This window comes from Kineococcus auxinigenes (assembly GCF_050871525.1).
In the GTDB taxonomy this organism is placed as follows: Bacteria; Actinomycetota; Actinomycetes; order Actinomycetales; family Kineococcaceae; genus Kineococcus.
On record NZ_JBKBCT010000028.1, the window covers coordinates 25,114 to 43,606 of the forward strand.

The window sequence follows — 18,493 nt, forward strand, 5'->3', positions numbered from 1 at the left end:
AGCGCTCCTGCGGGACCAGCGTCCCCGGTCCCGGGACCAAGGTCCCCCCGGATCGGGCGCCGGGTCTTCTTACGCTGGGGCAACCGCCGTGCCCCCGTGGTGCGGCGCTGCGTCTCGCACCCGCACGTCCCTGGAGGTCCCGTGTCCACCACCGCCCCGCACCGCACCCCGCTGCTGTCGGAGGGCTCGCAGGAGGTGGTCCGCGCGACGGCAGCCGCCGTCGCCGCGAACGCCGAGGCCATCACGGCCCGCTTCTACCCGAGCATGCTGACCGCCCACCCGGAGCTGCGGCGGGTCTTCAACACGGGCAACCAGGCGACCGGGGAGCAGAGCAAGGCGCTGGCCGCGGCCGTGGTCGCCTACGCCGTGCAGCTCATCGACCCCGACGCGCCGCCGTTCGACCACGTCCTGCGCCGCATCGCCCACAAGCACATCTCCCTGGGCATCCGCCCCGACCAGTACACGATCGTCGGGCGCCACCTGCTGGCCGCCGTCGGCGAGGTCCTCGGCGACGCGGTCACGCCCGAGGTGGGGGCCGCCTGGGACGAGGTGTACTGGCTGTTCGCCACCCAGCTCATCGCCGAGGAGGCGCGCCTCTACCACCTGGCCGGTGTGGACCCGGCCGTGCCGGTGCGCCCGTACCGGGTGGTGCGCCGCGTGCAGGAGACGGCGGAGGTCGTCTCGTTCGTGCTGGAACCCGCGGACGGCGAGCCCCTCCCGGCGGTCCAGCCCGGCCAGTACGTGTCGGTGTTCGCCGACCTCCCGGACGGCGCCCGCCAGCCGCGGCAGTACACCGTCTCCTCCGCCCGCGGCGGCACCCGCCTGCAGATCACCGTGCGCCGGGTGCGCGGTCGCGACGGCGCCCCCGACGGGCAGGTCTCCTCGTTCCTGCACGACCACGTAGCCGTCGGCGACCTGCTGGACGTCAGCACCCCCGCCGGTGACGTCGTCCTGGACGACACCGACGCGCCGCTGCTGCTCGCCAGCGCCGGCGCCGGCATCACCCCGGTCCTCTCGATCGTCGAGCACGTCGCCCGCACCCGGCCGCACCGGCAGGTGGTCGTCGCCCACGCCGACCGCACCGCCGCCGACCACGCCCTGCGCGAGACGGTGCTGCGCGCCGGCGCCGAGCTGGACGACTTCACGGCACTGGCCTGGTACGAGCAGCCCGAACCGGGCGACACCACCTCCCGGCAGGGGTTCATGGACCTGTCCGAGGTCCCGCTGCCGGAGGGCGTGCAGGTGTTCACCTGCGGGCCGCTGCCGTTCATGCGGCAGGTGCGCGCCACCCTGCTGGCGCGCGGGGTGCCCGCCTCCGCCATCCGCTACGAGGTCTTCGGCCCCGACCTGTGGGGCGCCGCGCCCGAGCCGGCGCAGCAGGCGCAGCCGGTGCCGCGCCAGGAGGCCCGCCAGGAGCGCGTGGCCGTCTGACCCTCAGGCGGCGGGCCGCTGCGGGCCGGGTTCCGCGTCGCCGAACCCGGCCCGCGCGGTGCGCACGGTCGTCCCCGCCCGCAGGTCCACCACGGTGGGACCGGCCGGGGCCGCGGCGCGGCGCTGCGCGCGCCGGTGCACGAGGGCCGCGGCGAACGCCAGGGCCACGACGGCGTAGAACACGGCGCGGGCGGCCTCGCCGTCGGCGGCGAACCCCGCCACCAGGGCGGCGGAACCGACAGCGCCCACGACGTGCACGAGGTCCATGAACGACGTCCAGACGGCCACCCGACGATGGTGGCCCCTCTCGCGCCGATCCGCCCGCCGGTGCGTGGCGGACGACCGTCACGGCCCACGGTGAAACACGGACGGTGACGCAAGCTTGCTCCCCGTGGGGGAGGTGGTGCGCTCAGCGCAGCCGCAGGCCCATCGTCAGCCCCGTCGCACCCGCTTCGGGCTCCACGAGCTCGCGGAACCCCAGCCGCCGGTAGAACGCCACCGCGCCGGGGTTCCGGGTGGAGACCCCCAGGTGCACGCCCGGCACCCCGCGCGCACCGAGCTGGACCAGCAGGTGCTCCACGAGCCGGCGGCCCAGCCCGCGCCCCTGTGCGTGCGGCAGCAGGTCGATGTGCAGGTGCGCCGGGTGCGCGGTGCGCCCGTGCAGGTACGGCCGAGGCCCCGTCGGCCGGTCCAGCGAGCGCAGCAGCGCGGCGTCCAGCTCGGTGGGCCGCACGCCGCCGGCCACGAGCTCGCGGTGGCGCCGGCGCACCCCGGCCCACCACCGCTCCCGGGCCCACTGCTCGAACGCCAGGGTGTCGGCGCAGCCGATGACGTACCCGGCCACCCCCGCGCCGTCGTCGAGGACGGTGACCAGCGCGGGGTCGTGCGCGGCGTAGGGGCCGGCGTACACGTCGCCCAGCAGCAGCGGGTCCGCGCAGCGGTCCGTGGCGTCCTCGCCGTGGAACCCGGTGCGCAGGCACACGTCGTACAAGCCGCTCAGGTCCGCCGGGGACGCGGGGTCGAACGGGCGCAGGCGGAGCTCGGTGGAGGGCTGCCCCCCCGGGAGCGCTCCCGGCGCTGGTTCGTGCGGCACGGCGCCCATCCTGCCCCACCGGGCCGCGGCGCCCCGGGGCGGTGAGCGGGTTCCCGGTCCGGGGCCCGGGTCAGGAACCCTCCTCCAGCTCCTCGGTCCAGCGGCCGGTGCTGGGGTCGACGAAGCAGTCGACGCCCTCGTGCTCCACCTCCACCTCCACGGCGAGCCCGCGGACCTGCTGGGACGCGGCGGCGAGCTGCTCGGCGCTCGGTGCCGGCAGTTCGGCGCACGGGCTGGTCCCGCTGCAGGCGGTCAGGGTCAGGGTCGCGAGGGCGGTGGCGGCCAGGGCGGCGGGCGACTGCTTCACGGCGCCGGATCCTGCCACCGGCGGTGCGGCGGCGTGCGGCTTTTCCGCGGCCGCCCGAACGGGTCAGGTGAGCGGGGCGCCGGCGGCGGGTTCCCCGTCGGTGTGGGCCACGTGCCGCAGCTGGGACCAGATCAGCACGAGGAACACCGCCGAGCCGGCGAACGCGAACCAGAACGGCGCGGCGACGCCGAGGTGCTGCGCCAGGACCCCGCCGATCCCGGAACCGGCGACCAGGCCGCCGAACGTCCCCACGGCGTTCACCGCGCCGACGCGGCCCTGCAGCCCGGCGGGCACGGCGCGCTGCCGCACGGTGATCGAGGTGGTGCCCCAGACGAACGCGTGCGCGCCGAAGACGAAGAACACCGGCAACGCCACCAGGGGCGAGGTGGTGGTGGCCAGCGCGGCGTGGGTGAGGGTCTCCACGACCAGGCCGATCCGCATGAGGTTCCCCAGGCTGACGCGCCGGGTGATCGCCCCGTACGCCAGGGTCCCGAGCAGGCCGCCGACGGCGCTGGTGGTGGTGACCAGCCCGTACCCGACCTCGCCGAGGCCGAGGCGCTCGGTGGCGTACAGCACCAGCACCGACCAGGCCGCGCCGAAGGTGATGTTGAAGACGAAGATGGTCAGCACCAGCGTGCGCACGGCGGCGTGGCCCGCGACCCAGCGCAAACCCTCGGCGACGTCGTGCCGCACCCGCGTCCGCGCACGAACCCGCTCGCGGGAGGGCAACCGCAGCCGGCTGACGAGCACCGCCCCCGCCCCCACCAGCGCCGCCTGGGTGGCGAACGGCAGGAACGTCCCGGCGGTGAACAGCACCGCCCCCAGGGGCGGGCCGGCGAGCTGGTTGACGGTGATGAAACCCGTCTGCAGGCGGGCGTTCGCGGGGGCGAGGTCGTCGCGGTCGACCAGCACCGGCAGCAGCGTGCCGGTGGTGTTGTCCGCGAACACCTCGGCGGTGGCGACGAGGAACAGGGCCGTCAGCACGACCGCGACCGGCGCCCTGCCGGTGAGCAGCGCCAGGGCCAGCAGCACCAGCACCCCGGACCGTGCGGCGTCGACGGCGACGACGAGCAGGCGGCGGTCCAGGCGGTCGGAGAGCACCCCGGCCCACAGGCCGAACAGCAGCGGCGGCAGCCACTGCACGGTCGCGGCCAGCGCGACGAGGAACGCGTCGTCGGTCGTGGAGGCGACCAGCAGGGGACCGGCTGCCAGCGCGATGCCGTCGCCGAGGTTGCTGGACCAGCTGGAGGCCAGCAGCCAGCGGAAACCCGTGCCCAGGCGCGCGGGGACCAGGGTTTCCAGGAGGCGGGGCACCGCGACACCCTGCCACGGGGCCAGGCCCGGCCCCGCCGGTTCCCCCGCCGGCGCGGCCGTCAGGCGCTCAGGCTCCCGAGCCCGGCGCGGGGCACCGGTTCGAGGCAGGCGGCGACCAGCTCCTCCAGGGGGACCTCGAGCGCGGTGGCGAGCGCGGCGACGGTGAAGAACGCGGGGGTGGGCACGCGGCCCGCCTCGATCTTGCGCAGCGTCTCGGTGGGCACGCCGGAGCGCGCGGAGACCTGCGCGACGCTCAGCTCGCCGCGCGCGCGGCGCAGCAGCTCGCCGAGCCGGCGACCGCGCTCGCGCGCCTCCTCGGTCAACGGGGGACGCACCATGTCGTGATAGTAATACCGGGATAGGAATACCAAGGTGGGAACACCACGAACCTCGGAGGCAGCGGTGGTGGAGCTCAAGACGCCCGGTGAGGTGCAGGCGGTGCGCGCGGCGGGGAAGGTCGTCGCCGACGCGCTGGCGGCCGTGCGCGCCGCCGCCGCCCCCGGGGTCCGGCTGGACGAGCTGGACGCCGTGGCCCGCGAGGTGATCGCCGCCGCCGGCGCCACCTCCCCGTTCCTCGGCTACCGGCCCCGGTTCGCCCCCACCCCGTTCCCCGGGGTGATCTGCACCTCCGTCGACGACGCGGTGCTGCACGGGATCCCCGGCCCGTACGCGCTGCGCGCCGGCGACCTGCTCAGCGTCGACTGCGGTGCGCTGCTCGACGGCTGGGCCGGGGACTCCGCCACCACGTTCAGCGTCGGCGAGCCCCGCCCCGGCCACGCCGACCTGGTCGCCGCCACCCGCGACGCCCTCGCCGCCGGGATAGCCGCCGCCGTGCCCGGCGCGCGCATCGGCGACGTCTCCGCCGCCATCGGTGCCGTGGCGCGCGAGCGCGGGTGCGGGGTGAGCACCGACTTCGGCGGGCACGGCATCGGCCGCACCATGCACGAGGACCCGGCCGTGCCCAACGACGGGCGGGCCGGGCGCGGGCTCACCCTGCGCCCCGGCCTCGTCGTCGCGATCGAGCCGTGGTTCTTCGCCGGCGGGCGCGGGGAGTACGCGATCGACGAGGACGGCTGGACGCTGCGCAGCGCCCACGGCCTGCCCGGCGCCCACGAGGAGCACACCGTGGCCGTCACCGAGGACGGCCCGGTGGTCCTCACCCTGCCCTGAGGACCACCCCGCCACCGGGCCCCGCGCGTGTAGCGTCGCGTCGACGGCCCGCCCCGGTCGGGCCCGCCCCTGGAGGCACCGTGAGCACCCCGCCCCGCGGCCACCTGGTCCGCTCCGAGATCGCCGAGCAGCCCGCGGTCGCCGAACGGGTCCTCGCCGCCGCCGGCGGGGAACTGGCGCAGGTGGCCGCCCGCCTGCGCGAGAGCGCTCCGCGCACCGTGCTGCTCACCGCCCGCGGCACCAGCGACCACGCCGCCCTGTACGCCAAGTACCTGGTCGAGGTCGGCCTCGGCCTGCCCGCCGGGCTCACCTCGCCCTCCACCCTCACCGTCTACGGGGCCCGCCCCGACCTGACCGGCGTGCTGTGGATCGCCGTCAGCCAGTCCGGCGGCTCACCCGACCTCGTGGAGCCCACCGCCGCCGCCCGCCGCGCCGGAGCCCTCACCCTGGCCGTCACCAACGACCCCGCCTCGGCGCTCGCCGCCGCCGCGGAGCTGCACCTGGACGTGCACGCCGGGCCCGAGCTGGCCGTGGCCGCCACCAAGAGCTACACCGCCCAGCTGCTGACCCTCTGGCTGCTGGTGACCACCTGGCGCGGCGGCGGCACCGGCCCCGCGCACGCCCTGCCCGGGCTCCTGCAGCGGGCCGTCGAGGCCGACGACGTCGCCGCCGTCGCCACCCGCTACCGCTTCGCCGACCGCCTCGTCCTCACCGCCCGCGGCTACTCCCACCCCACCGCCCGCGAGGCCGCGCTCAAGCTCATGGAGACCTCCTACCTGTCCGCCCAGGCGTTCTCCGCCGCCGACCTCGTGCACGGCCCCCTGGCGATGGTCGACGCCGACCGGCCCGTGATCGCCGTCGTGCCCGAGGGCCCCGGCGGCGAGGCGATGGCCCCCGTCCTGCACGCCCTGCGCGAACGAGGTGCCGACGTGTGCGCCGTGGCGCCCGAGGGTCTGGCCCCCGACGCCACCGTGCGCCTGGCGGTGCCCGCCGGGGTGCGCGAGGACCTCGCACCGGTGCTGCAGATCGTGCCCCTGCAGCGCCTGGCGCTGGAGGTGGCGCTCGCCCGCGGGCTCGACCCCGACGCGCCCCGCGGGCTGCGCAAGGTCACGCGGACGCGGTGAGCGCCCCCGCCGGCACGGTCCTGCTGCGCGGCGGTGACGTCCGCACCGGCCGGCGCGCCCTGCCCGGCGGGTGGGTCCTGCTGCGCGGCGCGCGGGTCGTCGCCACCGGCACCGGGGAGCCGCCGCACGCGCCGGGCGCCGAGGTCCTCGACGCCACCGGGCACCTCGTCGTGCCGGGGTTCGTGGACCTGCACTGCCACGGCGGTGCCGGTGCCTCCTTCGGCGGCACCGGCGACGCGGCCGTCGCCGCCGCCCGCACCGTCGCCGCCGCGCACCGCGCGCACGGCACCACCACCCTGCTGGCCAGCCTCGTCACCCGGCCCGTGGCCGAGCTCGCCGGCACCCTGGCCGCGCTCGCCGGGCTCGTCGCCGAGGGCGTGCTCGCCGGCGTGCACCTGGAGGGCCCCTGGCTCAGCCCGCAGCACCGCGGCGCGCACGACGCCGCGCTGCTGCGCACCCCCGAACCCGCCGACGTGGACCGGCTGCTCGGCACCGGTCTCGTGCGCGTGGTCACCCTCGCCCCCGAGCTGCCCGGCGGGCTGGACGCCGTGCGGCGCGTCACCGGGCACGGCGCGCTCGCCGCCGTCGGGCACACCGGCGCCGACGAGAGCACCACCCGCGCCGCCGTGGACGCCGGCGCGCGCCTGGCCACCCACCTGTTCAACGCCATGCCGCCGGTGCACCACCGCCGCCCCGGCCCCGTGCTGGCGCTGCTGGACGACGAGCGCGTCGCCGTGGAGCTCATCGCCGACGGCGTGCACCTGCACCCGCTGACCCTCGCCCACGCCGCCCGCACCGCCGGCCCGGCGCGCACCGCCCTGGTCACCGACGCCATGGCCGCCGCCGGCGCCGGTGACGGCACCTACCGCCTCGGCGGCCTGGACACCGCCGTCACCGGCGGCGTCGCCCGCCTCGCCGCCGGCGGCGGCGCCATCGCCGGCAGCACCCTGACCCTGGACCGGGCGCTGCGCTTCGCCGTCACGGCCGCGGGGATCGCGCTCGACGACGCCCTCGCCGCCGTCACCACCGTCCCCGCGGCGCTGCTGGGCCGGGCCGACCGCGGCCACCTGGAGCCGGGCGCGACCGGGGGAGCGGTCGTGCTCGACGAGGGGCTGCGCGTGCTGCGGGTCGTGGCCTGAACGGCACCGGGCACGATGGGGGGCGTGCCCCCCGCTCTGCGCCCCCACCTGACCCGCTGGACGTCGCTGGCCCCGCCGGTGGCCCTGGTGGTGCTGGCCCTCACCTGGGGGCGGTACCCGGGCGGCGTGGTGGTCGCGCTGGTGGCCGTGGTGCTGGCCGCGGCCGTGCTGGCGGCGGTGCACCACGCCGAGGTGGTCGCGCACCGGGTGGGTGAGCCGTACGGCTCCCTGGTCCTGGCCGTGGCCGTCACGGTGATCGAAGTCGCCCTGATCGTCACGTTGATGACCGCCGGCGGGCCGCAGGCCTCCTCGCTGGCCCGCGACACCGTCTTCGCCGCCGTGATGATCACCTGCAACGGGATCCTGGGCCTGTCGCTGCTGCTGGGGGCGCGGCGCTACGGCACCACCGTCTTCAACGCCGAGGGCACCGGTGCGGCCCTGGCGACCGTGGCCACCCTGGCCGCCCTCAGCCTGGTGCTGCCCACCTTCACCACCGCCCGGCCGGGCCCGGAGTTCTCCCCGGCGCAGCTCGCCTTCGCCGCCGTGGCCTCCCTGGCGCTGTACGCGATGTTCGTCGTCACCCAGACGGTGCGCCACCGGGACTTCTTCCTGCCGGTGGCGCCCGGCGGCGGGCCCCTGGCGGAGGAGGAGCACGCCGCCCCGCCGAGCACCCGCGCGGCGGTGGCCAGCCTGGCGCTGCTGCTGGTGTCGCTGGTGGCCGTGGTCGGGCTGGCCAAGGTGGAGTCCCCCGCGATCGAGGCCGGTGTGGCGGCCCTGGGCCTGCCGCAGTCCTTCGTCGGCGTCGTGATCGCCCTGCTGGTCCTGCTGCCCGAGACGATCGCGGCCGCCAACGCGGCCCGGCGCGGGCGCACCCAGATCAGCCTGAACCTCGCGCTGGGCTCGGCGATGGCCAGCATCGGCCTGACCATCCCGGTGATCGCGGTGGCGTCCATCTGGCTGGAGGGGCCGCTGCTGCTGGGCCTCGGCTCGACCCAGCTGGTCCTGCTGGCCCTGACGGTCGTGGTGGGGGTGCTGACGGTCGTGCCCGGGCGCGCCACCCGGCTGCAGGGCGGGGTGCACCTGGTGCTGCTGGCCGCGTTCCTGTTCCTGGCCGCCAGCCCGTGAGCGCCGTGGTCGACGCCTGAGCGCTCGGGCGCCGCTCAGCGGTCCCGGAGCGCGGCCAGCACGCGCTCGCCGGCGCGCCCGTCCTCCAGCGCGCAGTAGCGCTGCACGAAGCGGGCGTGCCGGTCCGCGTGCGCCGCGGCCACCGCGGGCAGGTCCAGCAGCGCCCCGGTGAGCGACTCCTGGTCGAGCAGGACCGGCCCCGGCGCCTCGGCCCGCAGGTCGAGGGTGAACCCGCGCAGCCGGTCGCGGTAGTGCTCCAGGTCGTACGCGTACACCACGATCGGCTTCCCGGTGACCGCGAAGTCGAACATCGAGGAGGAGTAGTCGGTGACCAGGACGTCGGCGGCGAGGTAGAGGTCGGAGACGTCCGGGTGCCCGGAGGCGTCGCGCACCCGCGCGCCACCCGCGGGACGGTGCCGGCGCCCCGCGTAGTGGTGCAGCCGCAGCAGCAGGACGGCGTCGTCGCCGAGGCGCTGCGCGAGCGCCTCGACGTCCAGCCCGAGCGGTGCGCCGCCGCCCGCGGCGACCTCGTCGTCGCGGTACGTGGGGGCGTACAGGACGGCGGTCGCGCCGTCCGGCACGCCGAGCGCCTCGCGCACGCGGGCCCGGCGGGCGTGGCGGTCGGGGGCCAGCAGCACGTCGTTGCGCGGGTAGCCGGTCTCCAGCACCGCGCCCGAGTACCCGAACGCGGCCCGCAGCAGCCGCGTCCCCTCGCCGCCGGGGGTGACGAGCAGGTCCCAGCGGGCGATGTCCTCGTCCAGCGCGGCCATGACCTCCTCCGGGGGCAGGAACACCGCGTCCCGGTGGATCCGCTTGAGCGGGGTGCCGTGCCACGTCTGCAGGTACGTCGTGCCGGGCCGCTTGCGCCACCGGTCGAGCTGGACGTGCGTGTTGGACACGAGGACGTCGGCGGACTCCAGCTCCGCCACGGCCTGCGGCGTGCCGATCGGCACGGTCGCCGCGCCGGGCGGGAAGGCCGCGGCGTGGCGCGGGTCGGCGAGCCAGACGTGCTCGACCTCGCCGCCGCGCGCACCGCCGAGGGGACCCCGGTGCGCGAGCAGCGCTTCGTGCAGCGCTCGCGGGTTGTCGGCGTACCGGCCGTTGAAGGCGTTGTAGACGATCTTCACCGGTGTCCCCCTCGCACCCGTCACAGACCGCCGACGGGCGGTTCCCCCGTGTCCGGCACGAGGACCGGGGTGTCCTCGCGCAGCGTCTCACCGCGGAAGAACGCCCGCAGCCGCACCGCGCACAGCAGCATCAGCGGAACCCCCAGCGCCAGCATCCCCACCCCGATGACGAACACGCCGCCCACCGAGCCGAAGCGCGTGTAGCCGTACTCCGGGTCCAGCATGTCCACCGCGCTCTGGCCGAACGCCCACAGCATCGCCAGGCCGCCCACCAGGGGGAACACCCCTCGCATCAGCGCGTCGCGCACCGAGCGCGTCAGGGTGCGGCGGAAGAACCACACGCAGGAGAACGCCGTGATCCCGTAGTAGAACGCCACCGCCAGGCCCAGCGAGGCGATGGAGTCCTGCAGTGCGTTCTGGCTCACCACGCTCAGCACCAGGTAGAAACCCACCGCCGAGGCGCCCATGACGAGCGTGCCGAACGACGGCGTCCGGTAGCGCGGGTGGACCCGCGCGAAGCGCTTCGGCAGCGCGCCGTACACCGCCATCGACAGCGTCCCGCGCGCGGTCGGCAGGATCGTGGTCTGCGTGGAGGCCGCCGCGGACACCGCCACCGTCAGCAGCAGCAGTGAGGACGCCACCGCCCCGCCCACCGGGTCGCCGAGGATGGTCAGCACGTCGTCGGCGTTGGCCTCGTTGCGCAGCCCGATGCCGGTGGTGCCGAACCCCGCGTACGCCTGCACCGCGACCGCCACCAGCACGTACGTCACCAGCAGGATCACCGTGGACAGCAGCGCGGCGCGCCCCGGCGTGGAACCGGAGTCCCGCGTCTCCTCGGTGACCGCCAGGCAGGCGTCCCAGCCCCAGTAGATGAAGATGCAGAGGATCACCGCCTCCGCCAGCGCCGACGCGCTCACCCCGAACGGGGAGAACCAGTCCCACTGCGGCACCACCGCCTGGGGCCCGGCGTCCCCGGCGAGCACCAGGTACAGCGCCGCGATCGCCAGCAGCCCCAGCACCGCGAACTGCACGATCACCAGGACGTTCTGCAGCTGCTCGGAGATCTTGATGCCGCGGTAGCTCACCCACGTCATCCCCGCGATGAACGCCACGCCCAGCCCGACCCGCAGCACCGGCTGGTCCGCCAGGCCCTCGGCGCCCAGGAACCGCAGCGTGTACACCGCGGAGATCTCCGCCACGTTCGCCAGGACGATGATCGCCGAGACGGCCACGCCCCAGCCGCCCATCCAGCCCACCCACGGGCCCAGGGCCTTGGTGCCCCACGTGAACGTGGTGCCGCAGTCCGGGGCGACGCGGTTCAGTTCCCGGTAGGCGAACGCCACCAGCAGCATCGGCGCGAACGCCACCAGGAACATCGCCGGCGCCTTGTCGTGCACCGCCAGCACCACGTACCCCAGCGTCGCGGCCAGGCTGTACGCCGGGGCCGTCGCGCCCAGCCCGATGACCGTGTTGCCCCACAGCCCCAGGGCCGCCGGTCGCAGGCCCTTGCCCGCCTCCAGGGTGAGGGCGCCGTCGGCACCCTGTCGCTCCGCCATGCCGCTCCTCGCGCTCCGGGGCCGATCCAGCCGGCAAGCGTAACCGCCGCAGGACCTCCGTCCTGTTGTGCGCACACCCGTCCGGGCGGACCATCGGGGCCACGGGCGCACGGCCGCGCCCGCTCCCGGCCGCGAGGAGGCGGTGGCGTGAACGGCGACCGGAACGACGACGGCACCCGCCCCGGCGGCTCCGCGCGCGAGCGCACCGCGGTCGGCTGGTCGGGTTCGGGCGCCTCGCGCCGGGCGCTGCGCTGGGCGCTGCGCGAGGCGGCCGCCTCCGGCCGCGCCGTGCACGTCGTGGCCGTGGACCCGCCGTCACCCGGCGACCCGCCCTCCACCGCCCCGCCCTCCACCGCCCTGCCCGAGGCGCTGGCCGAGGAGCTGGAACGGCTGCCCGGGCGCTGCCCGCCGGTGAGCACCTCCGTCGTCACCGGCGACGTGGCCACCGCCCTGCTCGTGGCCGCCTCCGGCAGCCGGTGGCTCGTGCTGGGGTGCGGGCGCGGCGTCGGGCCGGTGGGGACGGGGGACGGGGACGTCCTGGCGCGCTGCCTGGCGCACTGCCCCGCGCCCGTCGTCCTCGTCGGGCCGCAGGCCGTCCTGGCCGACCCGCGGCGCCTGCTCGCCGTGCGCGGCGCCGGGGGCGCCGGCGCCGGAGGCATCGGGAGCATCGGCGTCGCGCGCACCGGCACCTCGGGTGCCGCGGTGGCCCGCGCCGTGCACGTCGGTGACCTCGTGGTCGCCGCCGCCGCGGACGCCGGCACCCTGCCGCTGCGCACGCTGCGCGCCCCGGTCGCGTTCCTGCCGCCGTCCTCGCGCACCGTCGTGCTGCCCGACACCGCCGGCGCCGGGGTTCAGGCGGGCCGCGCCCCCGGGCGCAGCACGGCCGCCGGCACCCAGCTGTCGACGAGGACGGGCCGCCCCGCCGGGTCCAGCAGGACGTAGGCCACCCGGCCCAGCCAGCCGCCGTCCTCGCGCCGCCACGCCAGCAGCAGCCCTGGCCGGGCGCCGTCGCGCGGGGTGAGGACCCAGCAGTGCGTGACCGCGGTCCGCTCGCCGGGCGGGGCGGGAGGGGTGGGCGGGGGAGGTGTGCCGGGCGGGGCGGGTGCGGGGTCGTCGAAGGGGGAGGGCTCGCCGCGGGCGCGGGCCGCGCGGTACCGCTCCTCGTACGCGTGGCTCCAGCGACCGCCCGGCACCCGACCAGGATGGCACGACGTCGAACGGGTGTTCGACGATCGTGTCGCGCGGTGCGCCGGGGTCCGGGCTCGAGGCCGACCGCGTGCTCACGACCCCGGCCGGTCGAGCGCTGCGGCATCAACCAGCGTTGACGGGAGCCGTGCCACCAACTCAGGTTGATGGCGTGCCGGCGTCCATCGACATCCCCTCGCCGGAGGACCCCGAGGCCGCTCTCGCCGCGGTCGTGGCGTTGCGCCGCCTCGCCGGTCAGCTCGAGGCGGCAGCCGTCGCCGAAGCCGCCGCCCAGGGGCGGACCTGGTCCGAGATCGGTCAGGCACCGGGTGTCAGCGCCCAGGCCGTCCACAAGGAGTTCGCCGCTCAGGTGCGCCGGTGACCACCGCGACGCTCTTCGACGTCGCGTCGGTCCCGAGGCAGGTGATCGCGACCGTCGTCCTGCTCCTCGCGCAGGACGGGGCGCTGAGCCTGGACGACCCCGCCGGGGCGCGGCTGCCACGACTGCCGGGGTGGGCCGAGGGCACCCACCTCGAGCACCTGCTGCACCGCACCGGCGGAGTGCCCGACTGCACCGCCCTGCTGACGGCGCGCGGTCACGCGCTGAGCGGTGGGACCACGCAGGACGACGCCCTGAACACACTGACCTCGCTCGAGCGGCCACCGGCCCCGCCGGGCAGCGGGTTCGCGTGCTCCGACTCCGACTGCGTGCTCCTGGCGCCGGTGGGCCCCGGCCTCGCGACCTCGCCGACGACCGAGACGCCGGTGCCGAGCAGCGGCGGGGCGGGAGCGACCCTCGCCCGGTGGAAAACGCCTCGTCGTGGCGTCGACGTCCACGGCACCATCCACGTCGTGAGCCGAGCCGAGCGACTCCCGCCCGCCGCCACGGAGGACGACCTGCACGCCGTCGTGCGTGACGAGTCCGCGCTTCGCCCCGGCGTCGACGTCCTCGCCGGGAACCTGGGCCTGGACACCGGGGAGCTGCGACGGCTCCCGAACGGCTCGCTGCCCGTCTACGCCGACGAGCACCTCGTCCTCAAGCTCTTCCCACCCGTCCACGCCGCCGCGGCCCCCGTCGAGGCCGGCGTCCTGACGGCGGTGGCCGGGAGGCTGCCCGTCCCCACCCCCGTGGTGCGCGCCGCCGGAGCCCACGACGGCTGGCGGTACGTGCTCATGGACCGGCTCGCCGGGGTGGACCTGTCATCGGTGTGGAAGGACCTGCCCCGTGACGAGCGCCGTCGGCTGGCTGCCCGAGCAGGTGCGCTGTCCCGGGCGCTCCACCAGATCGCACCACCGACCATCGAGGACTGGTGGCCGCAGGACTGGCCGGCCTTCCTGGCCGACCAGCGAGCCACCGCGGTCGAGCGCCACCACCGGTGGGGGCTCCCGCAACCCTGGTTGAGCCAGGTCGACGCGTTCCTGGACCAGGTCCCCCTCACCACCCGGCCCGAGGTGCTGCTGCACACCGAGGTCATGCCCGCCAACCTGCTCGCGACGCAGGGCGCGAGCGGCCGGTGGTTCCTCTCCGGCTTGTGCGACTTCGAACCGGCGATGCGCGGCAGCCACGAGTACGAACTCGTCGCCGTCGCCGTCTTCATGGCCGAGGGCGACCCCGCCGTCCTGCGAGAGGGCCTGATCGCCTACGGCTTCGAAACCGAACAGCTCGACGACGACCTCAGTCGTCGGTTGCTCGCGTGGACCCTCCTGCACCGGTTCGGCAACGCTGCCGCGTTCTTCGACCTGCTGCCGGCGCCGCCCAGACCCACCCTGGAGGCGCTGGCGACGAGCTGGTTCAGCACCGCCTCCGCCTCTGACCGGGCCGGCTGACCTCGTCCCGGCGCAGCTCACGCGCTGCCCGCACCGGCGATGCGCCACGCTTCGGTCTCGCCGTCACGCACCAGGGCGCAGCCCCGGGCGGTCGGGCCGTCCGGCACGGACGTGTCCGCCCCGCGCAGCTCGAAGGTCACCGGGACGAGGAACGCCTGCGCGTGCTCCTGCGCGAGGGTTTCTCCCGGTGAGCCGCCGCACGCGGGGAGCGCCGCGGCGCTCAGCGCCACGGCGATCAGGAGGGGGTCCTCTTCACCGCTCCAGTGCAGCAGCCGAGAGCACGAGCACGGAGCGGACCGCGCAGGTGCGCACCCGGCGTCCACACGGCCCGGTCCCGAGCAGGACCTCGTGCTCCTGACGGGAGGCCGACAGCTCGTCGTCTCCCCGCACACCACCGTCGACCAGGTGGAACGGCGCGGACCAGCGCCGCCACCACGGGTGACCCTGCGGCCTCGAACGGCGGCGGACTCCACGGCACGAGCCGATGCCGGCACGCGACGACGATCCACCGCTCGTGGCTCCCGGTGAGCGCGCTGGGTCAGGTGGTCAGGTCGCGTTCCGCACCGCGTGGCGCACGTGGATCACGCCGTTGCCGAATCGCCGGTGCTCCAGCAGTTCCAGGTCGATCCGGACGCCTCGAGGCAGCGCCGGCTTGCCGCCGCCCACGAGCGCGGGGCACAGCAGCAGGACGCACTCGTCGACCAGCCCGTGCCGGAACGCCTCGGCCCCGATGGCCGCGCCGCCGATGCTCAGGTCCGAGGTGGACGCCTGCTTGAGCCGCCGCACCGCCTCGGGATCGAACCGCCGCTCGATCCTCGTCCGCGCCGTCGACACATCCTCCAGCGTCGAGGAGTAGACGACCTTGTCGGCGTCGCGCCAGATCCCCGCGTACTCGCGGACGACGGCCGGTTCGGTCGACAACCAGTCGTCGTCCTCCCACACGCGCATCGTCTCGTACATCCGGCGCCCGTAGAGCGAGGTGCCGATGTGCCGCTCGTGCTCGTTCCAGAACGCGTGCACCTCGTCGTCGGGCACGGACCAGTCGAAGGAGCCGGTCTCGTCCTCGAGGTAACCGTCGAGCGAGGTGTTGGCCGCGTAGATCAGCTTGCCCATGGGTTCCTCCACCCGGAAGGGAGCTCCAGCGTGCAGCGTCACGGCAGCACCGGCAAGGGCGCCGACGGAGAGGTCACCGAACATCCCGTCGCACGGCCACGACGGCGATCCGGGCCGATCACCGCGGTCGGTGTTTTCACGGTCTTGCCGATGTCGTGACGTTCCCTCCCGCGGTGATCTTGCACGATTGAGGGCTCAACCGTGCAAGATCACCACAGGTTGCCGGACGGTCTCGCTGCAGACCACCACCGACACGCCCGAGCGGTGACGGCCCACCCCGGCGTGTTCGCTCCCGCCTGCAGCACCGCTGTCCACCGCGGGTCCGAACGCGCGGTCATCCCGCGTTGTGCGCGCGGTCGCTGGTGGCTGGCGACGCCCACACCCCTACCTACGCCGACGACGATCACAGCGACGAAGCTGACATCTGGCGCTTGAAGCAAGCGGAACCACGACGTACTGACAGCGGTGAAGAGCCTGCCCAGGACTTCGGAGGACCGCACGAGCCCATCCCCACCAGCGGAGACGACCTGACCACGACCCTGGACGACGACCACTGAGCCATCTCCGGCTGAGGCCTCGGTGAGCCCCCACCGAGGCCGACTGGAACGGCACCTCGATCGGCACGGTCGTCCCGCGTTGAGTGCGCGACCGTGGTCCGGCACGACGTCGTCGTCAGCGTCTGCTTGGCTTCACCGCGGTGCCGCTGGTCGGGCCCGTCAACGCCACCCGGCGCTGGTGGCGGTCCTGCAGCACCGCGGCGTGCTCGTGGACGTCCACGACGTCGAGACCGGAGTGCGCCTGGTACCAGGCTGCAGCAGCGGCGGTGTCACGGACCGGCAGGAAGCTCGACGCCACGCTCGCGATCACGGCGGCACCGTGGGGGCGCCCTCGGACAGCGGGCTCCTCGCGGCGACGCCCGCTGGTGACGCGCTCGTCGTGCGGTCGTGCGGTCGTGCGGTCGTGCGGTCGTGCGGTCGTGCGGTCGTGCGGTCGTGCGGTCGTGCGGTCGTGCGGTCGTGCGGTCGTGCGGTCGTGCGGTCGTGCGGTCGTGCTGAGGAGCGAGCGGGCGCCGTGGCCCGAGCAAGGACTCGCGTGACCTCCCGGTCGGTGCCCCCGGTGGGGAACCCCTGGTCGGCGTCGATCGCGGTGGGGGTGACCTGCACGCAGACCGCCTGCTCGCACGCCCGCAGCTCCGGACGCCCCTCGACACCTGCGTGCCCGGCGGCTTACGGTGGCCGCGGTTGTACCGTCAGCCTCCGCAGGAACGCCGGGCCGACGAGGCCCCGGTCTCCGCAGCACCCGGGGGGTGCCCGTGAGTCTTCCCGTCCTGGCCACCGCTGAACGCACCACCGCTGAACGCACCACCCAGCACGCCGACGACTGCGACGTCGCGCACCTCGGCCTCTCGCTGCACCTCGCTCCCAGCCACGCGGTGCTGCAGGTCTCGGGGGAGCTCGAGGCGGCGACCGCCGACCTGTTCCTCGGCGTCGTCGACAGCGCCCTGCAGCGGGGGTGCCTCGAGCTCGAGGTCGACCTCGCCGACGTCACCTTCTGCGACGTGCGCGGCATCGACGCGGTGCTCACCGCCCGCGCCCGGTTCCTCGCCGCAGGCGGTGAGCTGCGCCTGCGGCAGGTGCGGCCCTTCCTCCGTCACGTCTTCCTCCTGCTGCGCCTCGGTGAGGCCGTCGAGGGCTGAGGCGCGCGCTGGCTGACACCGGCTGGGACGGTTCCCGGCGCGCCCTGGTCGCCGTCTACGCGCCCGCGGCGCTGTTCAGCACCAGCCAAGGCGCCGTGCTGCCGGTGCTGCCGCTCACGGCGCGCGCCGTGGGAGCCCCCGTGGCGGTCGCCGCGCTCGTCGTGGCGCTGCTGGGCATCGGGCAGGTCGCCGGCGCGCTGCCCGCGGGGGCGCTGACCGCCCGGGCGGGGGAGCGCCGGGCGATGCTCGTGGCCGCCGCCGTCTCCGCCGCGGCCCTCGCCGGAGCCGCGCTGGCCGGTTCGGTGGCCGTGCTGGCGCTGTGCGTGCTGGCGCTGGGCCTGGCCGCGGGGGTGTGGGGCCTGGCGCGGCAGTCGTACCTGACGGCCGCGGCGCCGGTGCGGCTGCGGGCGCGGGCGCTGTCCACCCTGGGCGGGGTGGGGCGCATCGGCCTGTTCGCCGGACCCTTCGCCGGGGCCGCCGGCACCGCCCTGCTCGGCCGCGCCGGCGCCTACGCGGTCGCCGGTCTGGTGGTGCTCGCCGCGGCCGTCGTCGTGCTCGTCCTGCCGGACCCCGCCGCCCCCGCACCGGGGGCGGGCGCCGCGGCGCCCGCCCGGGCCGGAGCCCTCGCCGTGCTGCGCGAGCACGCCCGGCTGCTGTCCACGCTGGGTGCGGCGGCCCTCGCGGTGCAGGCGGTGCGCCAGTCCCGGCAGACGGTCCTGCCGCTGTGGTGCGAGCAGATCGGCCTGGACGCCACGGGCGCGAGCCTGGTCGTGGGCCTGTCCGGGGCGGTGGACACGGCGCTGTTCTACCCGGCCGGGGCGGTGATGGACCGCTTCGGCCGCCGCGTCGCGGCAGTGCCCTCGATGCTGGTGCTGGGCGGCGCCCACGCGCTGCTGCCGCTGGCGCACACCGGCACCGGCGTGGCGCTCGTCGGCGCGCTCATGGGGCTGGGCAACGGCATGGGGGCCGGGCTGGTGATGACGCTGGGCGCCGACGCGGCACCGCCCGGGCAGCGGGCGCGGTTCCTCGGCGCCTGGCGGATGGTCACCGACACCGGGGTGGCCGCCGGGCCCGTCCTCGTCGGGGCGCTGGCCGGCGCCGCCACGCTGGCCGTGGCCGGCGGCGGGGTGGCGGTGCTGGCGCTCGCGGCGGCGGCGGGACTGGCGGCGTGGGTGCCGCGGGGGGGGGGGGGGGGCGGCGCCGGCCGGGCCCCCCCCCCCCCCCCCCCCGCGGCGGCGGGCAACCCCCACCCCGCAGACGCCGGACGCCCGCTGTGGAGCAGTGGG

The 18,493-nt window shown here is 76.2% G+C and carries 21 protein-coding genes; 10 read left to right on the plus strand and 11 right to left on the minus strand.

Going from position 1 to position 18,493, the window contains the following annotated elements; translation table 11 throughout:
- Positions 1-141 precede the first annotated feature (141 nt).
- A complete protein-coding gene (locus ACRYR9_RS09875; RefSeq protein WP_432493952.1) occupies positions 142-1,431 on the plus strand; it encodes a globin domain-containing protein in 1,290 nt (429 codons plus the stop codon).
- Between the two features lie 3 nt (positions 1,432-1,434).
- Here ACRYR9_RS09875 and ACRYR9_RS09880 read toward each other — a convergent pair whose 3' ends face one another.
- From ACRYR9_RS09880 to ACRYR9_RS09900, 5 genes are all read right to left on the minus strand, one after another.
- The gene (locus ACRYR9_RS09880) at positions 1,435-1,719 is read right to left on the minus strand and encodes a hypothetical protein (RefSeq protein ID WP_432493950.1); all 285 of its coding nucleotides are present in this window, start codon (positions 1,717-1,719) and stop codon (positions 1,435-1,437) included.
- Between the two features lie 121 nt (positions 1,720-1,840).
- Positions 1,841-2,533 carry a GNAT family N-acetyltransferase gene (locus ACRYR9_RS09885; protein WP_432493948.1) on the minus strand — a complete coding sequence of 231 codons (693 nt, stop codon included), beginning with the start codon at positions 2,531-2,533 and terminating at the stop codon, positions 1,841-1,843.
- 61 nt (positions 2,534-2,594) lie between these two features.
- Positions 2,595-2,831, minus strand: a complete 237-nt coding sequence (locus ACRYR9_RS09890) for a hypothetical protein (protein ID WP_432493946.1) — start codon at positions 2,829-2,831, stop codon at positions 2,595-2,597.
- 63 nt (positions 2,832-2,894) lie between these two features.
- The gene (locus ACRYR9_RS09895; RefSeq protein ID WP_432493944.1) at positions 2,895-4,145 is read right to left on the minus strand and encodes an MFS transporter; all 1,251 of its coding nucleotides are present in this window, start codon (positions 4,143-4,145) and stop codon (positions 2,895-2,897) included.
- A 59-nt stretch (positions 4,146-4,204) separates the two neighbouring features.
- Complete coding sequence (locus ACRYR9_RS09900; protein WP_432493942.1) at positions 4,205-4,483, minus strand: helix-turn-helix domain-containing protein; 279 nt, start codon at positions 4,481-4,483, stop codon at positions 4,205-4,207.
- A 64-nt stretch (positions 4,484-4,547) separates the two neighbouring features.
- Here ACRYR9_RS09900 and map point away from each other — a divergent pair, with 64 nt between their 5' ends.
- The 4 genes from map (at position 4,548) to ACRYR9_RS09920 (ending at position 8,703) form a co-directional block, all read left to right on the plus strand.
- Positions 4,548-5,315, plus strand: coding sequence for a type I methionyl aminopeptidase (gene map, locus ACRYR9_RS09905; RefSeq protein WP_432493990.1), 768 nt, complete (start codon positions 4,548-4,550; stop codon positions 5,313-5,315).
- Between the two features lie 80 nt (positions 5,316-5,395).
- Positions 5,396-6,439, plus strand: a complete 1,044-nt coding sequence (locus ACRYR9_RS09910; RefSeq protein WP_432493940.1) for an SIS domain-containing protein — start codon at positions 5,396-5,398, stop codon at positions 6,437-6,439.
- Positions 6,436-7,578: an N-acetylglucosamine-6-phosphate deacetylase gene (locus ACRYR9_RS09915; protein WP_432493938.1), complete on the plus strand. Its 1,143-nt coding sequence runs from the start codon at positions 6,436-6,438 to the stop codon at positions 7,576-7,578. The genes ACRYR9_RS09910 and ACRYR9_RS09915 overlap by 4 nt, the downstream gene beginning before the upstream one ends.
- Positions 7,579-7,593: 15 nt before the next feature.
- On the plus strand, positions 7,594-8,703 hold the full coding sequence (locus tag ACRYR9_RS09920; RefSeq protein ID WP_432493936.1) for a calcium:cation antiporter: 1,110 nt from the start codon (positions 7,594-7,596) through the stop codon (positions 8,701-8,703).
- A 35-nt stretch (positions 8,704-8,738) separates the two neighbouring features.
- Here the strand turns inward: ACRYR9_RS09920 and ACRYR9_RS09925 are convergent, their stop codons facing one another.
- Together ACRYR9_RS09925 and ACRYR9_RS09930 are read right to left on the minus strand one after the other, a co-directional pair.
- Positions 8,739-9,830, minus strand: a complete 1,092-nt coding sequence (locus ACRYR9_RS09925; RefSeq protein ID WP_432493934.1) for a CDP-glycerol glycerophosphotransferase family protein — start codon at positions 9,828-9,830, stop codon at positions 8,739-8,741.
- Positions 9,831-9,850: 20 nt separating this feature from the next.
- Positions 9,851-11,386, minus strand: coding sequence for an APC family permease (locus ACRYR9_RS09930; protein WP_432493932.1), 1,536 nt, complete (start codon positions 11,384-11,386; stop codon positions 9,851-9,853).
- Between the two features lie 147 nt (positions 11,387-11,533).
- Between ACRYR9_RS09930 and ACRYR9_RS09935 the strand changes: the two genes are divergently transcribed.
- Positions 11,534-12,328, plus strand: a complete 795-nt coding sequence (locus tag ACRYR9_RS09935) for a universal stress protein (protein WP_432493930.1) — start codon at positions 11,534-11,536, stop codon at positions 12,326-12,328.
- Here ACRYR9_RS09935 and ACRYR9_RS09940 read toward each other — a convergent pair.
- Positions 12,238-12,579 carry a hypothetical protein gene (locus ACRYR9_RS09940; RefSeq protein WP_432493928.1) on the minus strand — a complete coding sequence of 114 codons (342 nt, stop codon included), beginning with the start codon at positions 12,577-12,579 and terminating at the stop codon, positions 12,238-12,240. The genes ACRYR9_RS09935 and ACRYR9_RS09940 overlap by 91 nt on opposite strands.
- 164 nt (positions 12,580-12,743) lie before the next feature.
- On the opposite strand from ACRYR9_RS09940, the gene ACRYR9_RS09945 reads away from it, so the two are divergent.
- Both ACRYR9_RS09945 and ACRYR9_RS09950 read left to right on the plus strand, forming a co-directional pair.
- Positions 12,744-12,953, plus strand: coding sequence for a helix-turn-helix domain-containing protein (locus ACRYR9_RS09945; protein WP_432493926.1), 210 nt, complete (start codon positions 12,744-12,746; stop codon positions 12,951-12,953).
- Positions 12,950-14,398: a phosphotransferase gene (locus tag ACRYR9_RS09950; protein WP_432493924.1), complete on the plus strand. Its 1,449-nt coding sequence runs from the start codon at positions 12,950-12,952 to the stop codon at positions 14,396-14,398. Before ACRYR9_RS09945 ends, ACRYR9_RS09950 begins: the two co-directional genes overlap by 4 nt.
- 17 nt (positions 14,399-14,415) lie before the next feature.
- Here the strand turns inward: ACRYR9_RS09950 and ACRYR9_RS09955 are convergent, their stop codons facing one another.
- The 3 genes from ACRYR9_RS09955 to ACRYR9_RS09965 form a co-directional block, all read right to left on the minus strand.
- Positions 14,416-14,628, minus strand: a complete 213-nt coding sequence (locus ACRYR9_RS09955; RefSeq protein WP_432493922.1) for a hypothetical protein — start codon at positions 14,626-14,628, stop codon at positions 14,416-14,418.
- Between the two features lie 316 nt (positions 14,629-14,944).
- Positions 14,945-15,511 (minus strand): dihydrofolate reductase family protein, encoded by a 567-nt coding sequence (locus ACRYR9_RS09960; RefSeq protein WP_432493920.1) that lies wholly within the window; start codon positions 15,509-15,511, stop codon positions 14,945-14,947.
- 672 nt (positions 15,512-16,183) lie between these two features.
- On the minus strand, positions 16,184-16,378 hold the full coding sequence (locus ACRYR9_RS09965) for a hypothetical protein (RefSeq protein WP_432499132.1): 195 nt from the start codon (positions 16,376-16,378) through the stop codon (positions 16,184-16,186).
- 445 nt (positions 16,379-16,823) lie between these two features.
- Between ACRYR9_RS09965 and ACRYR9_RS09970 the strand changes: the two genes are divergently transcribed.
- On the plus strand, positions 16,824-17,207 hold the full coding sequence (locus ACRYR9_RS09970; protein ID WP_432499129.1) for an STAS domain-containing protein: 384 nt from the start codon (positions 16,824-16,826) through the stop codon (positions 17,205-17,207).
- 95 nt (positions 17,208-17,302) lie between these two features.
- The coding region (locus ACRYR9_RS09975) for an MFS transporter (RefSeq protein WP_432540188.1) at positions 17,303-18,493 on the plus strand (1,191 nt) is incomplete at its 3' end.